Here is a 20,655-nt window from a genome sequence, read left to right as displayed (position 1 = left end):
TTCCGACACCAACGTATAACGGCGCCGGCGCCGCATTAGCGTTCCGGCATCGTGGGAGCACTATCCTATGACTGGGCAAGAAAATAATATGGCGTTTAATAAGACCGCAAATTGTTCTACCCGGGGCGATGCGCATCCCGCCGCCAGCAGCAACGGTTTTGGCGCGCGCGGCTGGACCATCATCATCTTGCAGGCGGTCATGTTCTGGATCGCCGCCGGCGCCATCACCCACGGCCTGAACGTGATGCTGCCGGCGCTGTCGCAGACCTACGATCTGGACTACAGCACGCTGCTGGCGCTGGCGACGCCGGCGTCCTGGGCCTCTATTCCCGCGGGGCCGATATGCGCCTGGCTGTGCGAGAAGAGAGGCGCCAAATTCAACATAATTTTCTGCCTGGCGGCCTGCGGGCTGTGCTTCGGCCTGCTGGGGTACAGCGGTTCGCTAACGGGGTTCGCGCTGCTGTTCGCCGGCGTCTGTTTCTTCGGCACCGGTTTTGCCTACGTGGGCGGCACCGCCATCATGACCAGCTGGTTCGTGCGTAAGGCGGGGCTGGCGCTGGGGTGGAGCACGGTGGGGCAGACGTTTTCCAGCGCGTTTTTCGTTCCCACGCTGACCGCGCTGTTCGTCTGGCTGGGTATCCGCCATGGCTTCTGGGGTATATCGACCATGATGTTTATCATGGCGGTGCTGGTGCTGCTGTTTGTCGCCAATAAACCCGAGGATATCGGCCTGGCCCCGGATAACGAGCGGCTTTCCGCCGCCGAACTGGGCGAGCGCATGCGCGCCCATGACGACTATGTCTGTCCGCTCGGCGTCAGACAATTGCTGGGGATGCGCGACGTGTGGTTTATGGGCGTCGCCACCGGCGCCATCTACATCATGCTGGTGGGCGTGGTCAGCCAGATCGTGCCGCGGCTGATGGAGATGGGTTATGAGCTGCGTACCGCCATCTTTTATATGTCCGCGTCGGCGCTGTTCGGCACGCTGGGGGCTTACGGCTGGGGCTGGCTTAACCAGCGCCTCGGGGTCAAACGGGCGCTGATGGTCTACACCGTCTGGTGGATGGCGGCGGTGGTGATCAACCTGTTCGCTCACCGGGCCTTTATGCTGTGGATCTCCCTGCTGATGATCGGCTTCAGCCTGCCGGGCGCCACCAATTTAAGCACCGCGCTGATCGCCACCAAGTTCCCCCGCCGTCTCTATATTCGCGCCATCGGCATCGTGCACCCGATTCAATCCGTGGTGCGCTGCTTCGCGTTCTCCATTCTGGCTTTCGGCCTGGCGTATCTGGGTGGCTATACCGGCGCCTATCTGCTGCTGCTGGGCGTGGGCGCCCTGGCGCTGCTGCTGATCTGGCTGACCGATGTGACGCCGGTGGAGGTTGACGCGCCCGCCGCTCGGCGGGCCGGATCGCCGCGTTGATAAGGGTGTTCCCGGCGATGGGTATAAACAAGGTTTTATTTTCGCTTACAAGAGGCATTTATGACATCACTTGTTATTGCCGGCGCGGCGCGTACGGCCATCGGTAAGTTCGGCGGCAGCCTGAGCGCCTTTACCGCGCCGCAACTGGGCGCGTTGGTTATGGATGCGGCGGTTCGCCGGGCGGGTCTCGGACCGGCGGCGGTCGACGAGGTGATTTTCGGCAACGTGCTTCAGGCGGGGTTGGGGCAGAATCCCGCCCGCCAGGCGCTGCTGCAGGCCGGCCTGCCGGATACCACGCCGGCGACCAGCATCAATATGGTGTGCGGCTCCGGCCTGCAAAGCGTGATATTCGCGGCGCAAAGCATTGCCGCCGGTAATGCGGACGTGGTGCTGGCCGGCGGCATGGAAAACATGTCGGCGGCGCCCTATCTGCTCAATCAGGCTCGTTGGGGATACCGTATGGGCGACCAGACGGTAACCGACAGCATGGTCAGCGACGGTCTGTTCTGCGCCGTCAACCGTTACCACATGGGGGTCACGGCGGAAAATGTCGCGCAACGCTACCATATCAGCCGCCAGGAGCAGGACGACGTGGCGCTGCTTTCCCAGCAGCGGGCGGCGGCGGCGATTGAGCGCGGCGCGTTTCGCCGGGAAATCATCCCGGTAACGCTGAAAAGCAAAAGGGGCGACACGCTGTTTGCGGTTGATGAGCACCCGCGGGCGGGCGTCTCGGCGGAAAGCCTGGGCAAACTGGCGCCGGCCTTTAATCCCGCCGGTTCGGTAACGGCCGGCAATGCATCGGGTATTAACGACGGCGCGGCCGCGCTGGCGGTAATGAGCGAAACCTGGGCAAAACAGCGCGGCATCCGGCCTCTGGCGCGCATCCGCGCTTATGCCGTCAGCGGCGTCGATCCCGCTGTAATGGGGATCGGGCCGGTGCCGGCGACCCGGCAGGCGTTGAGCCGGGCGGGGCTGACGATAGCGGATATCGACCTGGTGGAAGCCAACGAAGCCTTTGCCGCGCAGTTTGTCGCCGTCGGCCGCGAACTGAAACTGGACATGGATAAAACCAATATCAATGGCGGCGCCATCGCCCTGGGGCACCCCATCGGCGCATCCGGCGCGCGGATCCTGGTAACGCTGTTGTATGCGCTGGCGGACAGGGATAAAACGCTGGGGCTGGCAACGCTCTGCGTCGGCGGCGGACAAGGCGTGGCGGTGATAGTGGAGCGCATATAGCACATATCGGTGCAGGGGATCATTAATGGCAAAGCGCATAACTTTGCAGGCAGTCTGAAAATAACGCTATAAAGGTGAAATTATGATAATGAAAAATAGAGGACGCACCTATAAACGGCGGCTCGCCATGATGTTGCTGGCGTGCGGTATGCTGGGCGCATCGGCCCATGCCGCGATTACCGCCGGCCAGTACAGCGCCACGGAAAAGGGCAATGAAGGGATAGTCGGCGTGACGGTCACCATTGATGCCGCGGGGGTTATCAAGGATATCGCGGTGGATGCCAGCAAGGAAACGCCGGAGCTGGGCGGCAAAGCCGGTCCGGAAGTGGGAGCGGCGATTGTCGAGCATCAGAGTCTGAATGTGGACGGCGTGACCGGCGCGACCATGACCAGCAACGCGGTGAAGAAGGCGGTCTCCGCGGCGCTGGGTCAGGCGGGCGCGGACGTGGCGCGCTACCAGGGAAAGGTGGCGAAACAGGGGCGGGATGAGGAAACCCGCGTCGACGTGGTGGTGGTGGGCGGCGGCGTCTCCGGCACCGCCGCCGCGCTGGCCGCGGCGGAAAAAGGCGCCAAGGTGCTGGTGATAGAGAAAATGCCGGTGCTGGGCGGCGCGGGGCGCATGGCCAGCGGTTTTACCGCGGTAGAGTCGTCGCTGCAGAAAGCGAAGGGCATGAAGTACACCGCCGCCGAGCTGACGCAGCGGCTGCTGGAATATAACCAGTATCTCTCCAACGGCCCGTTGACCAAAAGGATCGTCGATAAATCGGCATCGACGGTTGACTGGATGATCAAGCACGGCGTGGAGCTGGAAATCGTGGCGACCACGCGCGACGCCAAACGGAGCTCGGTACAGCAGGCGCACCTGGAAGATCCGATTAAATCTGACGTCTATCACCGCATCAAAAACGGGGGCGAAGCGGCTTATAAGACGCTGTACGACGAGTTCGCCAAGCTGGGCGGCAAAGTGCTGACCCAAACCGTCGGCAAATCGCTGCTTCAGGATGATAAAGGCAACGTGACCGGGCTGATCGCGGAAAAAGCGGACGGCGGTAAGTTAACCGTACACGCCAAGGCGGTGATTCTGGCCAGCGGCGGCTTCGGCGCCAACAAAAAGATGCTGGATGAAGCGATGCTGACGGCGAATATTTTCCCGCTGGCATGGCCTAATATGGGGGAAGGGCTGGAAATGGCCTGGAAGGCCGGCGGCGCGAAATGGGATATGCAGTCCGCCCTGATCCACGCCGCCCAACTGGTCGACATCGAGCCTTCGGAAGAGGCGCATCACGGCGGCGGCGACGCGGCGGCGCTGGACAGCCCGCTGATCTGGCTGCTGAAATCGCCGCTGCTGTGGGTGGATGTGGTCGGCGAACGCTTTGCGGACGAGGGCCATATCTACGATACCGCCTTCTGGGCCAACGTCGCCTACTCCGTCGGCGGCCATTATTACATTATCGTCGATACGCCGACGCTGCAGTCCTTCTCCAAGAACGCCATGCCGTTCCCGCTGTCGGGAGCCGGTCCGGCCAATCCGCCCAAACCCGGCGACTTTGTCGCGCTGGCGGATGCAGGCACCAGAGGCGGAACCAGCAAGTCGATCGTCAAGGGCAAGGACATTGCCGAACTGGCGTCGCGCATGGGGATCGCCCCCGAAAGTCTGAAAGCCACCGTCGACCGCTATAACGGCAACGTGAAGGCCAAACAGGATAAGGATTTCGGCAAAAAGGCGGAATATCTGGCATACGGTATCGAAAAAGGGCCTTTCTATGCCTTTAAAGCGGTGGTGGTCAGTCTAAGCTCCCTGGGCGGCGTGCGGGTGAATTCCGACCTGCAGGTCACCAATGGGGATCTTCAGCCCATTGCCGGTCTGTATGCGGTGGGGAACAATGCGGCCGGCTTTTACAGCGTACCGGGCTATCCGCCTTATCAGGGATTGGCGAACGGCTTTGCGCTCAACTCCGGGCGTATCGCCGGTGAACACGCGGCGCAATATGTTGTGAAAAAACCATAAATCGATATTGATAATAAACCATGCGGCACAGAATAAATGTGCCGCATTAATAAAAACCAGAGACGGAAACAACGCGGTAAAAATAATAAAGCTGGCTACCAGTGGAATAATTACCGCCGTGTCGTCATAGAAAATATATTTATGACTGAAAAGAGCGTGGGAAAATCTTATTCAACGCCTGTCAATCTCCGTTTTTGCGGTGCGCAGCGCCAGCCGTCGCCGATGGAGATAAATAGAAGGTAAGAAGTAAAAGACAATGAATAAAGATTAATCATGCGCTCTGTGGTTTTTTGTCATTCAATGACAGCCGTTGCCGTCTCATTGCTTTTGATGAGATAGAAAAATGAAAATAACACATCATAATATGCGGACAAGAATGTTGGCCGCCGGCGTTGTTGTGTCAGGCATGATGCTGGCCGCCGGCGAGGCGGTTGCCGCCGCCGGCGAGGAACCGTCCGGGCGTCCGCTGTCCGAGGCCGGCGTATGGTTGGCGGATCATGGTATTACGCCGCATCTGTTCGCCTCCCAACTGTGGTTGGGCAACCCCAGCGCCGGGACCGCCACCGACGAGCATCAGACCTATACGATGTTTTTCGCCGGCGCCGATTTCAATCTGGATCGCATGGGACTGATCCCCGGCGGCCATATCCACTTCTTGCAACTGTGGGTGCCCTTCTCCCATAACCTGCAATACGGCAATAAGGCGGGCGGGATGCTGGCCGGCGACCCGCCGCCCTATATCCCCAAAACGGCGCATCTGCTGCGTTTCACCTATGAGCAGAAGCTGTTTGACGACAAACTGTCGATCGAAGTGGGTAAGAGCAACCCCGGCGCGTTCTTCGGTTTCACCAACTGTAATGTGCAGCCGTCCTGCGTGAACACTATTCTGAATAAAACGGCGGTATTCGGCCCGGCGCCTTATGCCGGCTGGGGCGCGCGCGTCGGCTACCATTTTACGCCGGCGTTGGAGTCCAATATCGGCGTCTGGCGCACCTATCAGGCGTTTCCGTTCACCAACGGCTGGGAACGGTGGGACGACGACTATGACTCGGGCGATACGCTGCTGGTCGCCAATGTGGCGCGGCGCGTCAGCTGGCAACAGGAGCTTTATCCCCTCAACTGGGAGGTGATGGCGTTCCATAACTTCCTGGAATACGACGACCCCTACTACACGGTGAACGGCACCTCCAAGGTGTATGACGCCAGCGCCGCGGCGCGTCGCCACGACGGCGTCTCCGGCGTCTATCTTACCGCCAAAAAAGCCCTGTGGCGGCGCGACAACGGCGGCGATCCGCGCGATCCCGCGCCCAGCGCCGTAAGTCTGCACGGCAGCGTAACGCAGACCCTGCAATCGGATGCCTACACCGGGGCGTCCACGCTGGCGGATGTCGGGCTAATCTGGTCCGGGCCGTGGCAGAGCCGTCCTCAGGACAGTTATGGCCTGACCTTCCGCTGGGCCAGGCTGACGGAAGGGGGGCAACTCTACCTGCAGGATATGTTCGATTCTCTGGGCGGGTCGGGGTGGCGGGTGCCGCGCAACGAGTATCAGTTGAGCATAGATGCGTCCATCATGCTGACGCCGGAGGTCAACTTGCAGATGACCGGCGCCCGCACCTGGAATAACAGCAACTGGCAGTACCCCTATTCCTCCGTCAAACCGGAGAACGGCTATACGTTCTGGCTGCAACTGAACGTGATGCTGGACAAGCTGCTCGGGCTTTGACAGAGACGGCGGACTGGCGGGATAGCCCGTCCGCACATTACGCTCCCGCAACTCGAAATATGAATGGCGTCAACTCTGTAATAACAGGAGAGAAATGACGATGAGATATCCTCCGGCCAGTTTTGTTACTCCAAGGTCGGAAGGGGAGTTATTTCCGCCACGCGTCACATTGAAGTGTTTCAGGACCAATGGCGTACGCTGAAAATAAAGTCATCGGATAATAACTATTTTATATCAGGAATATTATTGCTGACCCCGTCATTTCTGAGGATAAGGTCGTCGCGCAGGTGTTGTTATTGCAAGTTGAAATAATGCCATTGGATATCGGCACGATCATTGATAATACATAATAATATAGAGGCATTTATATGCTTAGGGATTTTTATGTCGCAATAACATGTTGTTTCTGCGTAATGAATACGGTGGCGTCAGAACTTCCCGCAGGGAACGCCGACGCGAAAAAGCTTGATGCTCCGGTTATGGATAATCCCTATCTGGCCAAAGGATGGTATCGGGAATCAGAACCGGGGCTGGGTGAACTATTAAACGATAAAGGCATTGTTTATCGCGGCCTGATGTTGAATGCATTGTTCAATAATATCAGCACCGGCGCCCGCGTCGGTCATACCGGCGGCCAGACGATTTTTATCAACGCGATCGATCTGGATTTGGCAAAACTGGCGAATATGGCGAACTCCAGAATTCATATCGAAGGCGTTATATTTCCCTGGCATCATCCGGGAGACGAAGACGGCAATATGGTGGAATTCGGTAGCTATGCCGGCAGTTATCTTGGCGGCGATCAATATCCGTCTCATGATGCCAGCTTTAGTCCCTGGCTTTCGCTTCTTACCTATGAAATTTCGCTGTTGGAGGGGCGGCTTGACGTTGAATTCGGCAAGACGAATCTGCAACGGTATTACTTTTCACCCAACTGCGGCATTGATTTTCTTTGCACGGATGCGCTGGTTAAATGGAATACCGGCGTACCTGACGCCAGTACCGGCAGCATGGGGGGACGGGTAGGCTATAAATTGTCCCGCGCGGTGACGGCGGAAGCCGGAATACAGCAAATGCGCGAGTACAGTTCGCTGATAAAGGATAACGGCTGGGATGCGTTCGGCATGGGCGGAGGGACGGGAACCTTCGTCGTCGCTTCGTTGCGTTACAAGACGGATTTTTCCTCCGCACCCTATCCCGAGGATTACCAGTTCAACTACTTTTATGCGGATGCCCGTATCAGCGATCCTTACGAAATGGATAAAAGCCATCGCGGCTCGGGCGGCATTGTTGTTAAATTTGCCAAAACGTTCTGGTCCGAGACTGGAAAAACCGCCGCTACGGGAGCGGATATTCCCGGTAACCTGGGATATTTCGGCACCATAGAACACTCTTTTGACGATGCCAAACCGATAGACTGGGGCCTTACTTTGGGCATGGCTTACGTCAAGCCGCAAATAGCATTGCCGCACTGGATAGAACTTGATCAAATTACCGGCAAGGTGATGTACATCCATCTCAATAAATCAACGCTATTGGCCCAGCGCGGTACCAGAATGTCGCTGGGCGGCAGCGACCAGATGACCTCCTCCAACGAATACCGCATTGAATTAAGCTCCACTTTCTCTATCGGCACACATATAAAAATCCAGCCGGCTATTGAATATATCGTCAATCCTGATAGCGCAATTTCCAGAACCTCCGCCAACGTACCGGTCAGCGGCTGGCTGGTGGGCGTGACGGTTGCCCTGATGCTGGGTAATCCATAGCGGAGGGCCGCGGCAATATTTTTATAAACCGATTAATCAATAAGACAGGATAAATACCGATGAAAAAGAAAAATTTTATTTTGACGCTTTGTTTAGGAAGCAATCTGCTGGCGTTCCCTCTTTTATCGCCGGCGGGAACGCCAACGGGGGATTGCGATCGCCATTGCCTGAAAGCGATCGCTTTGCAGGTGCTCACGTCGATGAAGGAGCATAACAGCGAATCGCTGCCTTTGGCGCGCAGTTACCTGTTGACCGAAAACGGAACGCCGGTTTCTCCGGTGATGAGCACCCTGTGGCGCACCGTCACGGACTTTAAGCCCCTGGGGCCGGGGCAAGAGGCGATAGATCCCGCAACGGGGCAAATAGTGGTGATTACCGAGGTGCGGGAAGGGGACAGCCCGTCGGTATTCTACGGTAGGTTGAAAGTGGAGGATCGCCATCTGACGGAGCTTGAACTGTATATCAGCCGCTCCAAGGGCGAATCGGGCCAGCTGTTCGCGCCGCACGAACTCGATAATTTGCCCCAGGCCTGGCGCTATGAGGTTCCGGCAAAAGATAAGGCCGGCCGTGAAGAACTGACGCGCGTGGCGTACAGCGTTTTTGATAAAAGCTATGGTAATCCGCCCGGTTCCAAATCGTGCGAGTTGGTTGAGATGGGCGGACGAGTGATTGAAGACCCCGATGCGCTCAAGTTGATTACCCAGGCGGATGCGCCGGATCTCTCGCACCGTGCGACCGAGGGGGGAGTTTCCGTACCATGTACCGTTTCCGACCGGCCGGAAGATAAACAGGCGCGCGTCGTCGTCGATGTACAACAGGGCGTTGCGGCCAGTTTTGGCATTGTTCCCGGGGTGGTTTTTCCCAGTTTTATTACGCCGGGGCTTGAGTCTACCTTTGTGCCTGCCGACTCTTCAGCCGGCTGGAAGCGGTTGCCCGCGGATATCCACGATCCCAACGGAACGCCCCGCCAGTCGCGGCATAAGCATGGCGACCTCCCGTATGTCCCGGTTTTGAAAACCATGCCGGCCTCGATGCAAACGGTAGAGGTGGTGAAATTTTATGGCGGCAAGATCGAGGGCGTACAGCGTTATATGCATATGCAGTCGGTAGGCAGCGGCTCGGTATGGAATATAGATACGACCGGGAAATAGCCCGGTGAATGACCAATGATTTGGGAGCGGAAACATAATGAAATTATTCAGACCAAAAATATTCATGGTGCTTTGTATTTCGGTATTCGGCTTTTCCCTATGCACCGCCCAGGTTAAAGATGCCTCAATTACCGTTGGCAAGGGTGCCGCGGTTATAAAAAAAACGGACGTCGTAGTGATTGGCGCCGGTGCGGCGGGGAGCGCCGCGGCTATGGCGGCGGCGGAAAAAGGCGCCGGAGTCATCATTCTGGAAAAACAGGCCGCGGTGGGGGGAACGGGGAATTTCGCCGAAGGTTTTTTCGCCGCCGATAGTTCGATGCAGTTGCGCCAGGGCATTCTGGTCACCCCGGACATGGCGTTTAAAAACATCATGGATTATAGCCATTGGAAGGCCAATCCCTATGTTGTCAGAGCTTTTGTCGACCGGTCTGCCGATACTTTTGAATGGATTAAAGCCAAAGGCGTTGAATTTGAATTTGTCGGTCCCGGTATACCCGGCGGCCCGATGACCTGGCATGTCGTTAAAGGACCGAAAACCGGGCGCGGTCGCAGTGTGATTACGGCATTTTTCAATAAGCTCAAGAAAATGGAAAATGTCGAAATACTCATGAAAACGTCCGGGAAAACGCTTATCACCGACAATGGCAAAGTGACCGGCGTCATGGCCGAGGATAGTGCGGGCAATATTATCCGTATTGACGCCGCATCGGTCGTCATCGCCACCGGAGGCTATGCCAACAATAAAAAAATGCTGCGGGAATTTATCGGCGATGTCGATCTTTCTTTTGCCGCGCCGGCCGGCAAGGATGGAGATGGTTTGAATATGGCCTGGTCGGCGGGGGCGGGTAAAGAGGGGCTGGGCGTTCTGCATGGGCACCGGCCCGGCGTGGCGGGAGCTTCCATTGGAAACCACGCCGGGGCGGCCGCCAATCAGCCTTATCTGTGGGTCGACCGCAACGGAGATCGCTTCACCAATGAGGCGAATACCATTATGTGGCCCCACGCGGGCAATGCATTGGTAAAGGCCGGCAACCTGATGTTTACCGTCTATGATGAGGTCACGAGAAATCACCTGATAAAGGAGGGTAATGATGTCGCTATCGGTGATTTTATTCCGGTCAGAACGCCTTTGGTCAATCTGGATGCGGATTTTGAAAAATTGGCGCAAAAAGATATTCCGCTGGCGTTTAAAGCCGATACGCTGGACGCATTGGCAAAATTAATGTCGGTTGATGTAGACAGGCTGAGAAGCACGGTTGCGGAATATAATCAGTTTTCCGCCAACAGAAAGGACAGGTTATTTAATAAAGAGTCGGCGTTTTTGCATCCGATAAAAACGCCGCCATTTTATGCTTTGAAATCAGTGTCACAGGCGTTGGGTACCTTGGGGGGAATAAAGATTGACGGCAAAATGCGTGCCGTTACTCAGGACGGAACGGTAATTCCCGGGTTATATGCGGCGGGCGATGATGCCGGCGGCTTATATGGCGATACTTACGATCTCAATATCGCCGGAGAGACCTTCGGTTTTGGTCTGAATTCAGGAAGGATCGCCGGCGAGAATGCGGCGAAAAATGCGCAAAGCGCAATTGACGGGGCGTGACGCGGGGCGTCGCGTTGCGGCTATTGGTTTGCCGCGCCGGGGAAGTGGAGATATATCCATTTCCTTACTATCCTAATCCGATAAAAGCATTTGCTTTGATTGGTTGGCGATAATAAATCTATAGCCAAGTGATTCATTCTTCACGAGACGTCAATATACGAGGAAAAATCATGGCGGAGCAGGATGTGGGCGAGTTGTTATTTATCCAGCAAAGCCATGTAAATTGGCATCTGGACGACGTGGTAAAGGAACTGAGCGCGGTTCGTCAGCAATGGCGGAGAAAATATTACCCCAGCGATTATCTGGATAAGCGCCTGATACCGTCGAAAGAGAAAGTGTCCGAAATTGCGGATACCCTGATAAAAGGGTTATATCCGATGCGTCTGGGCATCAGCGAGCTGCGTAAGGAAAATGAAGACTATTACGTGGGCTATTTGTTAGGCACCGCCCTGGACCGCCTGGCGGAAGAGGCCAGCCTGGAATTACGCTACTATTCTGGTTTACAAGAACAGCCCGGTTTACAAGAGCAGGCCGCTCGGCAGGAACCGCGTGGCGCTACGCCGCCGCGTGATGAAGACGCCGCCGGGTTCGGGGAAGCCGTCAGGCGTGTGAAAGCGTTCGCCGCCAGGCTGCCCGAGATCCGCAAACAGCTGGATAACGATATTCTCGCCGCCTATCAGGGCGATCCCGCCGCACACAGCGTCGACGAGGTGTTGATCTGCTATCCGGGGATCTACGCCGTTATCCATCATCGCATCGCCCACCAGTTATATCTGCTGGATCTGCCGCTGCTGGCGAGAATCATCAGTGAAAAGGCCCATAGCCAGACCGGTATCGATATCCATCCCGGCGCGCAGATAGACGAAGGGTTTTTTATCGATCACGGCACCGGCGTGGTAATCGGCGAAACGGCGATTATCGGCAAGCGGGTGCGCATTTATCAGGCGGTGACGCTGGGCGCCAAACGGTTTATCACCGACAGTTCCGGCAACCTGCAAAAGAATTATCCCCGCCACCCGATTATTGAAGATGACGTGGTCATTTATGCCGGAGCAACGCTGTTGGGTCGCATTCGCATCGGCGCCCGTTCGACCATCGGCGGCAACGTCTGGTTAACGCGCGACGTGCCGCCGGAAAGTAATATTCGCCAGGCCAGTGCATTGCAAACGCAATATAAGGATGGCGACGGTATTTAATACGCCGCAGATTAAATTACTGGTGGTTTATATTTTCCGCAGCAAATTGCGAGTTGGATCAATAAAGAAAATCGCCTGCTGACATAATAGTAATAAGAATATAACCATTTGTATGGAAGATATATGAGTATTCTGGATCTGGTTGGTAATACCCCATTGATAGCATTAAAGAATTTATCCGAAGATATATCTGACGTTCCCATATTCGGCAAAGCGGAATTTATGAATCCCAGCGGTTCCGTTAAAGATCGGGCGGCAAAAGCCATGATCCTTGACGGCATCGCCGGCGGAAAGCTGACCCCCGGAAAAACCATCATTGACGCCACCAGCGGTAATACCGGCATTGCCTACGCGATGATCGGCGCGGTGCTGGGCTATAAGGTCGTCCTCTATATGCCGCGGAATACCAGCATCGAGCGCAAACGAATTATCAGCCATTACGGCGCCGCCATCGTGGAAACCGATCCCCTGGAGGGTTCCGACGGCGCCTATCTGGCGGTCAAGGAGTGCGTGGCGGCGGACCCCGAGCGCTATTTTTACCCCGATCAATACAACAACGACGTTAATGTCCAGACGCATTTCACCACCACCGGGCAGGAAATCTGGCGGCAAACGCACCAACGTGTGACACATTTCCTCGCCGGCGTGGGGACCTCCGGCACCTTTGTCGGCAGCGCCCGGCGTCTGAAGCAGGAAAACCCGTTGATCAAGACGCTGATGGTACAACCGGCATCCCCTTTGCATGGTATTGAAGGGACCAAGCATATGGCCAGCAGCATCAAGCCGGGCATTCTGGATGAAACGCTGCATGACGGGGTGATAACTGTGACGACGGAAGAGGCCTATGCGATGACGCGGCGCCTGGCGAAACGGGAAGGCATCTTTGTCGGCGTGTCGTCGGGGGCGAATGTGGCGGCGGCGGTAAAACTTAAACGCACCCTGGCGGCGGACGCCGTGGTGGTTACCATGCTTTGTGATACCGGTTCACGCTATACGGCGGACCCTTTTTGGAATGAAAATCTATGATACGGCTATCGAAAGAGACGGAGCGGTTAATCCGGCGGGAAGGCGAAAAAGCTTATCCCAACGAGTGTTGCGGCGTGTTGCTGGGCGCCAGCAACGAACAGGGGGAGGCGATAGTCGATCAGATCCTGCCCATCGAGAACGGGCGGGAAGAAGAGGAGCAGTATCATCGTTTCGTGATTACCGCGGACGACTTTTTGCGCGCGGAGCTGGTTGCCCGCAAGCAGGGGGTCGAGGTGATCGGTTTCTACCATTCCCACCCGGATCACCCGGCCGTTCCCTCCGAATTTGACCGGGTGCATGCCCTGCCTTTCTACGCCTACATCATTGTGGCGGTGGAAAAACAGATATCCGGCGACTTTACCAGTTGGCGGCTGACGCCCGACCGTGAACGTTTTATTCAGGAAGACGTCGACAATAACTGAACACCCTATTTAGCGAGGATTAACTATGGCAGCAACTTTATTGATTCCAACGGCGCTGCGCGCCTTTACCGACGGTCAGTCGAAAATCAGCCTGGAAGGCGATTCCGTGGGGCAGTTGATCGGCGCGCTGGCGGATAAATACCCGGATATTCGCCAGCACCTGTATGAGGATGACGGCGCGCTGCGCTCCTTTATCAACCTTTACGTTAACGAAAAGAATATCAAAACCACCGGAGGGCTGGATACGCCGGTGGGCGATGGCAGTGAAGTCATTCTGGTGCCGGCGATAGCCGGAGGAGCGGGAGAGGCGGCATGAGTATTGCGAGTATCATTCCCGACGATCGTCTGGCGGAGTTGTCCAACGCCGATATCGCGCGTTACAGCCGCCATCTGCTGTTGCCGGAGGTCGGCGTCGAGGGGCAGCAGCGCATAAGAAGCGCGCGCGTGCTGCTGGTGGGCACGGGCGGGCTGGGCGCGCCGGTGGCGCTCTATCTGGCGGCGGCGGGGATCGGCACCATCGGGATTGTGGATTTTGATTTTGTCGAAGTATCCAACCTGCAGCGCCAGATCATTCACGGCACCAGGGATATCGACCGCCCGAAGGTGGCCTCGGCCAAGGATCGCATCAAGGCCATTAATCCCGGCGTGGAGGTGGTGACCTATAACACGCAGCTAAACAGCGGCAACGCGCTGGATATCATCCGGGAATACGACATCGTGGTGGACGGCACCGACAACTATCCCACCCGTTACCTGATTAATGACGCCTGCGTCCTGCTGGGCAAACCCAACGTCTACGGCTCCATCTTCCAGTTCGAAGGGCAGGCCAGCGTGTTTTATGCCAAAGAAGGCCCATGCTATCGCTGCCTGTATCCGGCGCCGCCGCCGCCGGGACTGGTGCCTTCCTGCGCCGAAGGCGGCGTGGTCGGCGTTCTGCCCGGCATTATCGGCACCATTCAGGCCGCGGAAGTCATCAAACTTGTGGTGGGCGGCAGCGACAGCCTGATTGGCCGCCTGCTGCTGTTCGATGTGTGGCAGATGAAACAGCGCGAGCTTCAACTGGAAAAAGATGCCGATTGTCCGATCTGCGGCGCGCATCCAAGCATTCATCAGTTGATTGATTATGATGAATTCTGCGGCCTGAAACCATCAACGGAAGAGGAGCCTATCGAAAGCATGACCGCGCTGGAGTTAAAGGCATGGCTGGACGACGGCAAGCCGCTGCAACTCATCGATATCCGCGAACCTCATGAACGCGCCATTGTGAAATTCCCTGATGCCAAGGTGATACCGCTGGGTCAGATCATCAGAAGGATCGACGAATTTGATCCTGCCGTCGATGCGGTGTTTCTGTGCAAAATCGGGCAGCGCAGCATCTTTGCCATTCGCGCGTTACAACATGCCGGATATAAAGGGAGGTTATTGAATTTAAAAGATGGCATCAATGCCTGGGCGCGGGATGTGGATGCCCGCTTACCGCAATATTGATGGATTGCACCGCAGTATCTTTGACCAACGTCTTATACACCTATTAATGGAAAAGAAGGAAGCATCATGGCTGAGAAGAAAACGCAATTGAACGCACTGGGGCGCGAAGCCGCTTATCAGTTGGCGAATGTCACCAAAACGGCCCCGCAGTTTGGCGCCATCACCCCCCGCTGGGTGTCTCGCTTTCTTGAGTACAAAGGGCTGGAAGCCGGGATATACCGCGTCAACAAGGTAGTGGAAGGGGATACGCCGCTGGATATCCTGTGCAGCCAGGACCCCACCCGCATTGAAATACCCAAGGGCTATATCGAGTATCAAACCAAACCGCGCGAGTATCAGCTCGATTCGATCGCCACGATCGTCAACGTCGATACCAAAATCGCCGATATCTACAGTTCGCCGTTCGATCAGGCGGCGGAGCAGATTAATCTGGCCATCGAAAGCTTGCGCGAGCGTCAGGAGAGCCAGTTAATCAATAACGACGATTACGGCCTGCTGAAAAATGTCGCCGACTCGCAGCGCATCCAGACGCGCAGAGGCCGCCCGACGCCGGACGACCTGGACGAGCTGATTTCCAAAGTGTGGAAAGAGCCGTCGTTCTTCCTGGCGCACCCGCGCGCCATCGCCGCGTTCGAACGCGAAGCGACGCGCCGCGGCGTACCGCCCGTCACCGCGACGATCAACGGCGGAACCTTTATTCTGTGGCGCGGCATCCCCTTGATCCCTTCCGATAAATTGTTCGTGGACGGCTTAAAGAATCCGAAGGGGCAAAGCGGTAAAACCAATATTCTGCTGATCCGTTCCGGCGAAGCCAAACGCGGGGTGCTGGGCCTGTACCAGTCGGGGCTGCCCAATGAACAGTCCCGCGGGTTGTCGGTGCGCTTCCGGGGCATTGACGACAACGGTGTGGCGTCTTATCTACTTTCGGTCTATTGCTCTGCTGCTATTCTGGCTGACGACGCCATCGCAGTATTGGAAGACGTTGAAGTAGGTGAGTACTATGACTACGAATAAACGCACGCTATACGGCGGCGAGCCGGACCCCTGGGGCAGTGCGCCGTCGGCGAACGATTACGGCCTGCCGGATGAGCACGATCTCTACGCTCTGCTGGCAGAGCGGTCGGCGGTCGGCGGGCAACCCGGCGCGCAGGGCGCCCCCGAGCCAGGCTATGCGCCGCGCGTGGTGCCGCTCGGACAACCCGGCGCGCCCGCGGCGCCCTACGGCGCGGTTAATCACCCGTCGCCGCCGCAGGCGTCCTCCGTCGCTCCCGCGGCGCGGGTCGGCCAGATCCCGGTTGAGCGCATCCGCGCCGATTTCCCCATTCTGTCGGAGCGGGTGGACGGCCATCCGCTTATCTGGCTGGATAACGCGGCCACCACCCAGCGTCCGCAGCAGGTGATCGACCGCATCAGCCACTTCTATCTGCATGAAAACTCGAATATTCACCGGGCGGCGCATACGTTGGCGGCGCGCTCCACCGACGCCTACGAAGCCGCGCGCGACAAGGTGGCGCGTTTCATCGGCGCGCCGGGGCCGGAAAATATCATTTTCGTGCGCGGCGCCACCGAAGGGCTGAACCTGATTGCCCATAGCTATGTGAAGCCGCTGCTGCGGCCGGGGGATGAAATTATTCTCACCCTGCTGGAGCATCACGCCAATATTGTGCCGTGGCAACTGATCGCCCAGGAAACCGGCGCGGTGATCCGCGTGGCGCCGGTGGATGAGCAGGGGCAAATACGCCTTGAGGATTACACCCGGCTGTTCAACGACAAGACCCGCTTTGTGTCGGCGACTCACGTCTCGAACGCCCTGGGCACGGTGACGCCGATCCAGGAGCTGGTGGCGATCGCCCATCGCTTCGGGGTGCGCATCGCCATCGACGGCGCGCAGTCCATCTCGCATATTCCGGTTAATGTAACGGCGCTGGATGCGGACTTCTTTGTCTTTTCCGGGCATAAAGTCTTTGGTCCCACCGGCATCGGCGCGGTATACGGCAAGCGGGAGGTGCTGGAGGAGGCGCGGCCTTATCAGGGCGGCGGCAATATGATCGCCGATGTGACCTTCGAACTGACCCAGTATCAGCCGGCGCCGAACAAGTTCGAGGCCGGAACCGGGAATATCGCCGATGCCGTCGGACTGGGGGCCGCGCTTGATTACGTGTCATCGCTGGGCATTGAAAACATCGCCCAGTACGAGCATGCGCTGCTGGAATACGGCATTCAGAAACTGTCCCGTATTCCGGGGCTGCGTTTGATCGGTACGGCGGCGCAAAAGACCAGCGTGCTGTCGTTCGTGCTGGAAGGCCATAATATCGAGGACGTAGGCCGCCATCTCAGCCAGGTGGGGATTGCAGTGCGCGCCGGGCATCACTGCGCGCAGCCTATTCTGCGCCATTTCGGCTATGAAGGCACGGTAAGGCCCTCGCTGGCCTTCTACAACACGCCGCAGGAGATCGATTTCCTGGCGGACCGGGTGGCGCAACTGGTCGCCCGCTAGCCGCCTTAGGGGGAAAACGCCGCCTATGCCGTCCGTAGCAATACGGGCGGCATCTTTTTTATACGGTTAAAATCCCACCTCTACTTCAAGCCAGGCGGAATAGGCGTCGGCGCTGCGCGGGCCGGACGGCGTACGAAAGCGCTCCGACGGGCGGAACCAGCCGACGGCGGATTCCACCTTGATATTGTCCCGCGGTTCCCAGCCCACCACCAGATCCAGTTCGGAACCCAGCGTTCTGGTGCTTCTCTGGTCGTCTCTGGGGGACAACTCCGCCGCGTTATCCGCCAACGGCGCCAGCTTGTCTTGCCGGTAATGGTGATAGACCAGATCCACCGTTGCCCGCGGTGTGATATTGAAGCCGACCCCGGCGGTGAGAATATGCATATTGGTGAGCTGGGGATCGAAGGTTTCGCCATAGATTTTGAATTTCGCCTCGCCGCCGAACGTCGCCTCGTTGGACTGCAACCCGGTCTGGCGGTAGTGTTTCCGGCGTCGGCCGTCGTCATCGCCGTCGCCGCCGCTGCCCCAGGCGTAGCCCAGGGTGATGCGCGGCGCCGACCCGTCCTGGCTCAGCCGATAGGTTGCGCCCACGTCGACGGCGTAGCCGCGCAGATCCGCGCCCGACTGGCGCCCCCGCACCATGCCAAGCTCCAGCCAGTGGCGCCAGCCCTCTTCGGCGTTGCTGTGCGAGCGCACGCCGAGATTGAGCTGGCGATCGTGCTGCGCGGCAGTATCGCGCTGCCATACGCCGTACAGCCCCACCAGCCACTCGTCCGCCATTTTCCTGCGCACCAGCACGGCGCCGGTGTTGACCGGGCTATCGTTCTTCGTCGAACTGTCCAGCAGGTCGCGCTGCCAGTGGTTGACGCGGCCGCCGAGCGCCTCTATCCGCCAGCGCTCATGCCGCCACCGCGCGTGCACGCCGTCCAGATTTTCATCGAACAGCCACTCGCGCTCGTCGCGCAACAGCCAGCGTCCCAGCCTGATGCGGCCGTCGGGCAATAGGTCGTTAATGCCGAGATAGGCCTGGTTAAGCGTCAGGGTGGTTTTTCGTTCGGTATCCTCTCCGGTTTCGCGGCTGACGGTTTTTTCCCATTCCAGTTCGGCGAAAGCAAATAGCGGATAATCGTCATCGGTGCGTATTTGGGTGCGCAGCATCGGTCCCCATTCGCTCTCCGTCTCTTTTTTATCGCCGCGCCTTAATTTGGCGTTATGAAACCGTTCGCCGGTGAGCTTTAGCGTGAAGTCCGCGGTGATAAAAGGACTATTCTCCGGGGCGATGTCGCTATTCGTTTTCTTATTTTTCGATTTATATATGCTGTTTTTAGTAGGTTCTGAAATGGGTATATTTACCCCGTCTCCGTCTATAGGTGAATTCCTAATTTGTTTTTTGGATATATCTTCGGAAAAAGAAAAAGAAGATATAAAAAACAGGCAGTAACCGAAAATATAAAAGAAAAAACGCATTAATCCTTACACTCCATGTGGTCAGATAATAACGGCGAATCAGTCAGATAAAACAGGGTGAAACATAGCAAGTAGTCGACTGATAGAATAATACAACCTGATATTTTATGTAGATGTTTTACTTATTTCTCCGTTCGGGTTGGAAATTTTGTGATCTGTAAACTGATTTATAAAATCAGAACTCGACACACATTGCTATGCCAAGTAGTTTACCTACTTAGAATATCCGTAGAGTAATGATGATGCCGATATTGAATACGCGAATTCATTAGGGTAAGGTTTTTTTAATTTAATTAACCATTAGCGGTTGTTGCTGCTTATTATTAGAAAGCTAGCTATAAGTTTTGTTTCAGGGGATGAATCAACATGATTATGTAGCAGCATCAGTTTATTCACATCACTTTTCCAAACTTTATAAGTGGCGCGCTATGAAAATTGCCGTTTTCGGATTGGGTTATGTCGGGCTGTCTAATGCCGTTCTGCTGGCGCAGCGGCATGAGGTGGTGGCGTATGATATTGATTCGGCCAGGGTCGCGATGCTCAATCAACGGCAATCGCCGGTTTTCGATGCCGAGATAAGCCATTATTTAACTCATTGCCGGCTCGACCTGCGCGCTACCGAAGATATAGCGGCGGCGTGCCGCCATGCCGACTTCATTATTATCGCCACGCCGACGAATTACGATCCGCAGACGCACTATTTTGATACCTCGTCCGTGGAGCGGGCGATTCGCGAGGCATCGCCCCATCTTGCGCCTGACGCGGCGTTGGTCATCAAATCCACCGTTCCCATCGGCTTTACGCAGCAGTTGCGCGCCAAGTATGATATCGACAACCTTTTCTTTTCGCCGGAGTTTTTACGCGAGGGACGGGCGTTATACGACAATCTCCACCCCTCGCGCATTATCGTCGGCGATAAGGGCAAAGCGGCGCGCCGCTTTGCGGCTCTGCTGGCGGAAGGCGCGCAGAAAAAAGATATCGAGGTGCTGTTTACCGGCTCGACCGAGGCGGAGTCGATAAAGCTGTTCGCCAATACCTACCTGGCGATGCGCATCGCCTATTTTAACGAGCTGGACACCTACGCGGAATTATTCGGTCTGGATAGCGCGGAGATCATTAAAGGCGTGTGCCTCGACCCGCGCATCGGCGATTATTACAACAATCCCTCCTTTGGCTACGGAGGTTACTGTTTACCCAAAGACACCAGACAACTGTTGGCCAATTGTCGCCGGGTGCCGAATAACCTTATTCGCGCAATCGTCGAGGCCAATCATACCCGCAAGGATTTTATCAGCGAGGCTATATTGCGCCGCGCTCCCCGCACCGTCGGTATTTATCGGCTGATTATGAAAAGCGGCGCCGATAATTTTCGCGATTCGTCAATTGTGGGCGTAATGAAGCGCCTGCAGGCGCAGGGGATAAAAGTGCTTGTGTATGAACCGGGGCTGCCGCAAGCGCTATTTTATCGCGCCCCGGTCATTTCCGATTTCGGCGCGTTTCAATCGCAGTCGGACGTTATTGTGGCGAATCGACTTTCCGACCAGCTAACGGCGTGCCGGGAAAAAGTCTATAGCCGGGATTTATTCCGCCGCGATTGACGGTCGGTATTTTAATAAGCGCGGCGGCCGCAGACGGTCCAAAAG

The 20,655-nt window shown here is 56.8% G+C and carries 16 protein-coding genes; 15 read left to right on the top strand and 1 reads right to left on the bottom strand.

Going from position 1 to position 20,655, the window contains the following annotated elements:
• Nucleotides 1-88 precede the first annotated feature (88 nt).
• The 14 genes from EH206_RS14265 (at nucleotide 89) to EH206_RS14200 (ending at nucleotide 17,545) form a co-directional block, all read left to right on the top strand.
• Complete coding sequence (locus tag EH206_RS14265) at nucleotides 89-1,423, top strand: MFS transporter (RefSeq protein ID WP_232216506.1); 1,335 nt, start codon at nucleotides 89-91, stop codon at nucleotides 1,421-1,423.
• 60 nt (nucleotides 1,424-1,483) lie between these two features.
• Nucleotides 1,484-2,662 carry an acetyl-CoA C-acetyltransferase gene (locus EH206_RS14260; RefSeq protein ID WP_009113525.1) on the top strand — a complete coding sequence of 393 codons (1,179 nt, stop codon included), beginning with the start codon at nucleotides 1,484-1,486 and terminating at the stop codon, nucleotides 2,660-2,662.
• Nucleotides 2,663-2,750: 88 nt separating this feature from the next.
• Nucleotides 2,751-4,670 (top strand): FAD-dependent oxidoreductase, encoded by a 1,920-nt coding sequence (locus EH206_RS14255; protein WP_232216505.1) that lies wholly within the window; start codon nucleotides 2,751-2,753, stop codon nucleotides 4,668-4,670.
• A 343-nt stretch (nucleotides 4,671-5,013) separates the two neighbouring features.
• Nucleotides 5,014-6,393 carry a carbohydrate porin gene (locus EH206_RS14250; protein WP_136163901.1) on the top strand — a complete coding sequence of 460 codons (1,380 nt, stop codon included), beginning with the start codon at nucleotides 5,014-5,016 and terminating at the stop codon, nucleotides 6,391-6,393.
• 422 nt (nucleotides 6,394-6,815) lie between these two features.
• Nucleotides 6,816-8,162, top strand: a complete 1,347-nt coding sequence (locus EH206_RS14245) for a carbohydrate porin (protein WP_168709100.1) — start codon at nucleotides 6,816-6,818, stop codon at nucleotides 8,160-8,162.
• A 59-nt stretch (nucleotides 8,163-8,221) separates the two neighbouring features.
• Nucleotides 8,222-9,313: a hypothetical protein gene (locus EH206_RS14240; protein WP_136163900.1), complete on the top strand. Its 1,092-nt coding sequence runs from the start codon at nucleotides 8,222-8,224 to the stop codon at nucleotides 9,311-9,313.
• Between the two features lie 37 nt (nucleotides 9,314-9,350).
• Nucleotides 9,351-10,916, top strand: coding sequence for an FAD-dependent oxidoreductase (locus EH206_RS14235; RefSeq protein ID WP_009113520.1), 1,566 nt, complete (start codon nucleotides 9,351-9,353; stop codon nucleotides 10,914-10,916).
• Nucleotides 10,917-11,086: 170 nt separating this feature from the next.
• Entirely contained in the window at nucleotides 11,087-12,112 is a 1,026-nt protein-coding gene (gene epsC / locus EH206_RS14230; protein WP_009113519.1) for a serine O-acetyltransferase EpsC, read from the top strand.
• Nucleotides 12,113-12,235: 123 nt separating this feature from the next.
• A complete protein-coding gene (locus EH206_RS14225) occupies nucleotides 12,236-13,138 on the top strand; it encodes a PLP-dependent cysteine synthase family protein (RefSeq protein WP_009113518.1) in 903 nt (300 codons plus the stop codon).
• Complete coding sequence (locus tag EH206_RS14220; RefSeq protein WP_009113517.1) at nucleotides 13,135-13,560, top strand: M67 family metallopeptidase; 426 nt, start codon at nucleotides 13,135-13,137, stop codon at nucleotides 13,558-13,560. Before EH206_RS14225 ends, EH206_RS14220 begins: the two co-directional genes overlap by 4 nt.
• 25 nt (nucleotides 13,561-13,585) lie before the next feature.
• The gene (locus EH206_RS14215) at nucleotides 13,586-13,876 is read left to right on the top strand and encodes a MoaD/ThiS family protein (RefSeq protein WP_009113516.1); all 291 of its coding nucleotides are present in this window, start codon (nucleotides 13,586-13,588) and stop codon (nucleotides 13,874-13,876) included.
• Nucleotides 13,873-15,048 carry a molybdopterin-synthase adenylyltransferase MoeB gene (gene moeB, locus EH206_RS14210; protein ID WP_009113515.1) on the top strand — a complete coding sequence of 392 codons (1,176 nt, stop codon included), beginning with the start codon at nucleotides 13,873-13,875 and terminating at the stop codon, nucleotides 15,046-15,048. The genes EH206_RS14215 and moeB overlap by 4 nt, the downstream gene beginning before the upstream one ends.
• A 66-nt stretch (nucleotides 15,049-15,114) precedes the next feature.
• Nucleotides 15,115-16,062: a family 2A encapsulin nanocompartment shell protein gene (locus EH206_RS14205; protein WP_009113514.1), complete on the top strand. Its 948-nt coding sequence runs from the start codon at nucleotides 15,115-15,117 to the stop codon at nucleotides 16,060-16,062.
• Nucleotides 16,049-17,545, top strand: coding sequence for a cysteine desulfurase (locus tag EH206_RS14200; protein WP_009113513.1), 1,497 nt, complete (start codon nucleotides 16,049-16,051; stop codon nucleotides 17,543-17,545). Before EH206_RS14205 ends, EH206_RS14200 begins: the two co-directional genes overlap by 14 nt.
• Nucleotides 17,546-17,611: 66 nt before the next feature.
• On the opposite strand, the gene EH206_RS14195 is transcribed toward EH206_RS14200, so the two are convergent.
• Nucleotides 17,612-19,012: an alginate export family protein gene (locus tag EH206_RS14195; RefSeq protein ID WP_009113512.1), complete on the bottom strand. Its 1,401-nt coding sequence runs from the start codon at nucleotides 19,010-19,012 to the stop codon at nucleotides 17,612-17,614.
• 428 nt (nucleotides 19,013-19,440) lie between these two features.
• Between EH206_RS14195 and EH206_RS14190 the strand changes: the two genes are divergently transcribed.
• Nucleotides 19,441-20,610, top strand: coding sequence for a nucleotide sugar dehydrogenase (locus EH206_RS14190; RefSeq protein WP_009113511.1), 1,170 nt, complete (start codon nucleotides 19,441-19,443; stop codon nucleotides 20,608-20,610).
• Nucleotides 20,611-20,655: the final 45 nt, after the last annotated feature.

The sequence above is a fragment of the Brenneria nigrifluens DSM 30175 = ATCC 13028 genome (genome assembly GCF_005484965.1).
Taxonomy (GTDB): domain Bacteria; phylum Pseudomonadota; class Gammaproteobacteria; order Enterobacterales; family Enterobacteriaceae; genus Brenneria; species Brenneria nigrifluens.
The sequence above is the reverse complement of the archived record's forward strand: the minus strand, read 5'-3'. Positions and strand labels throughout refer to the sequence as shown.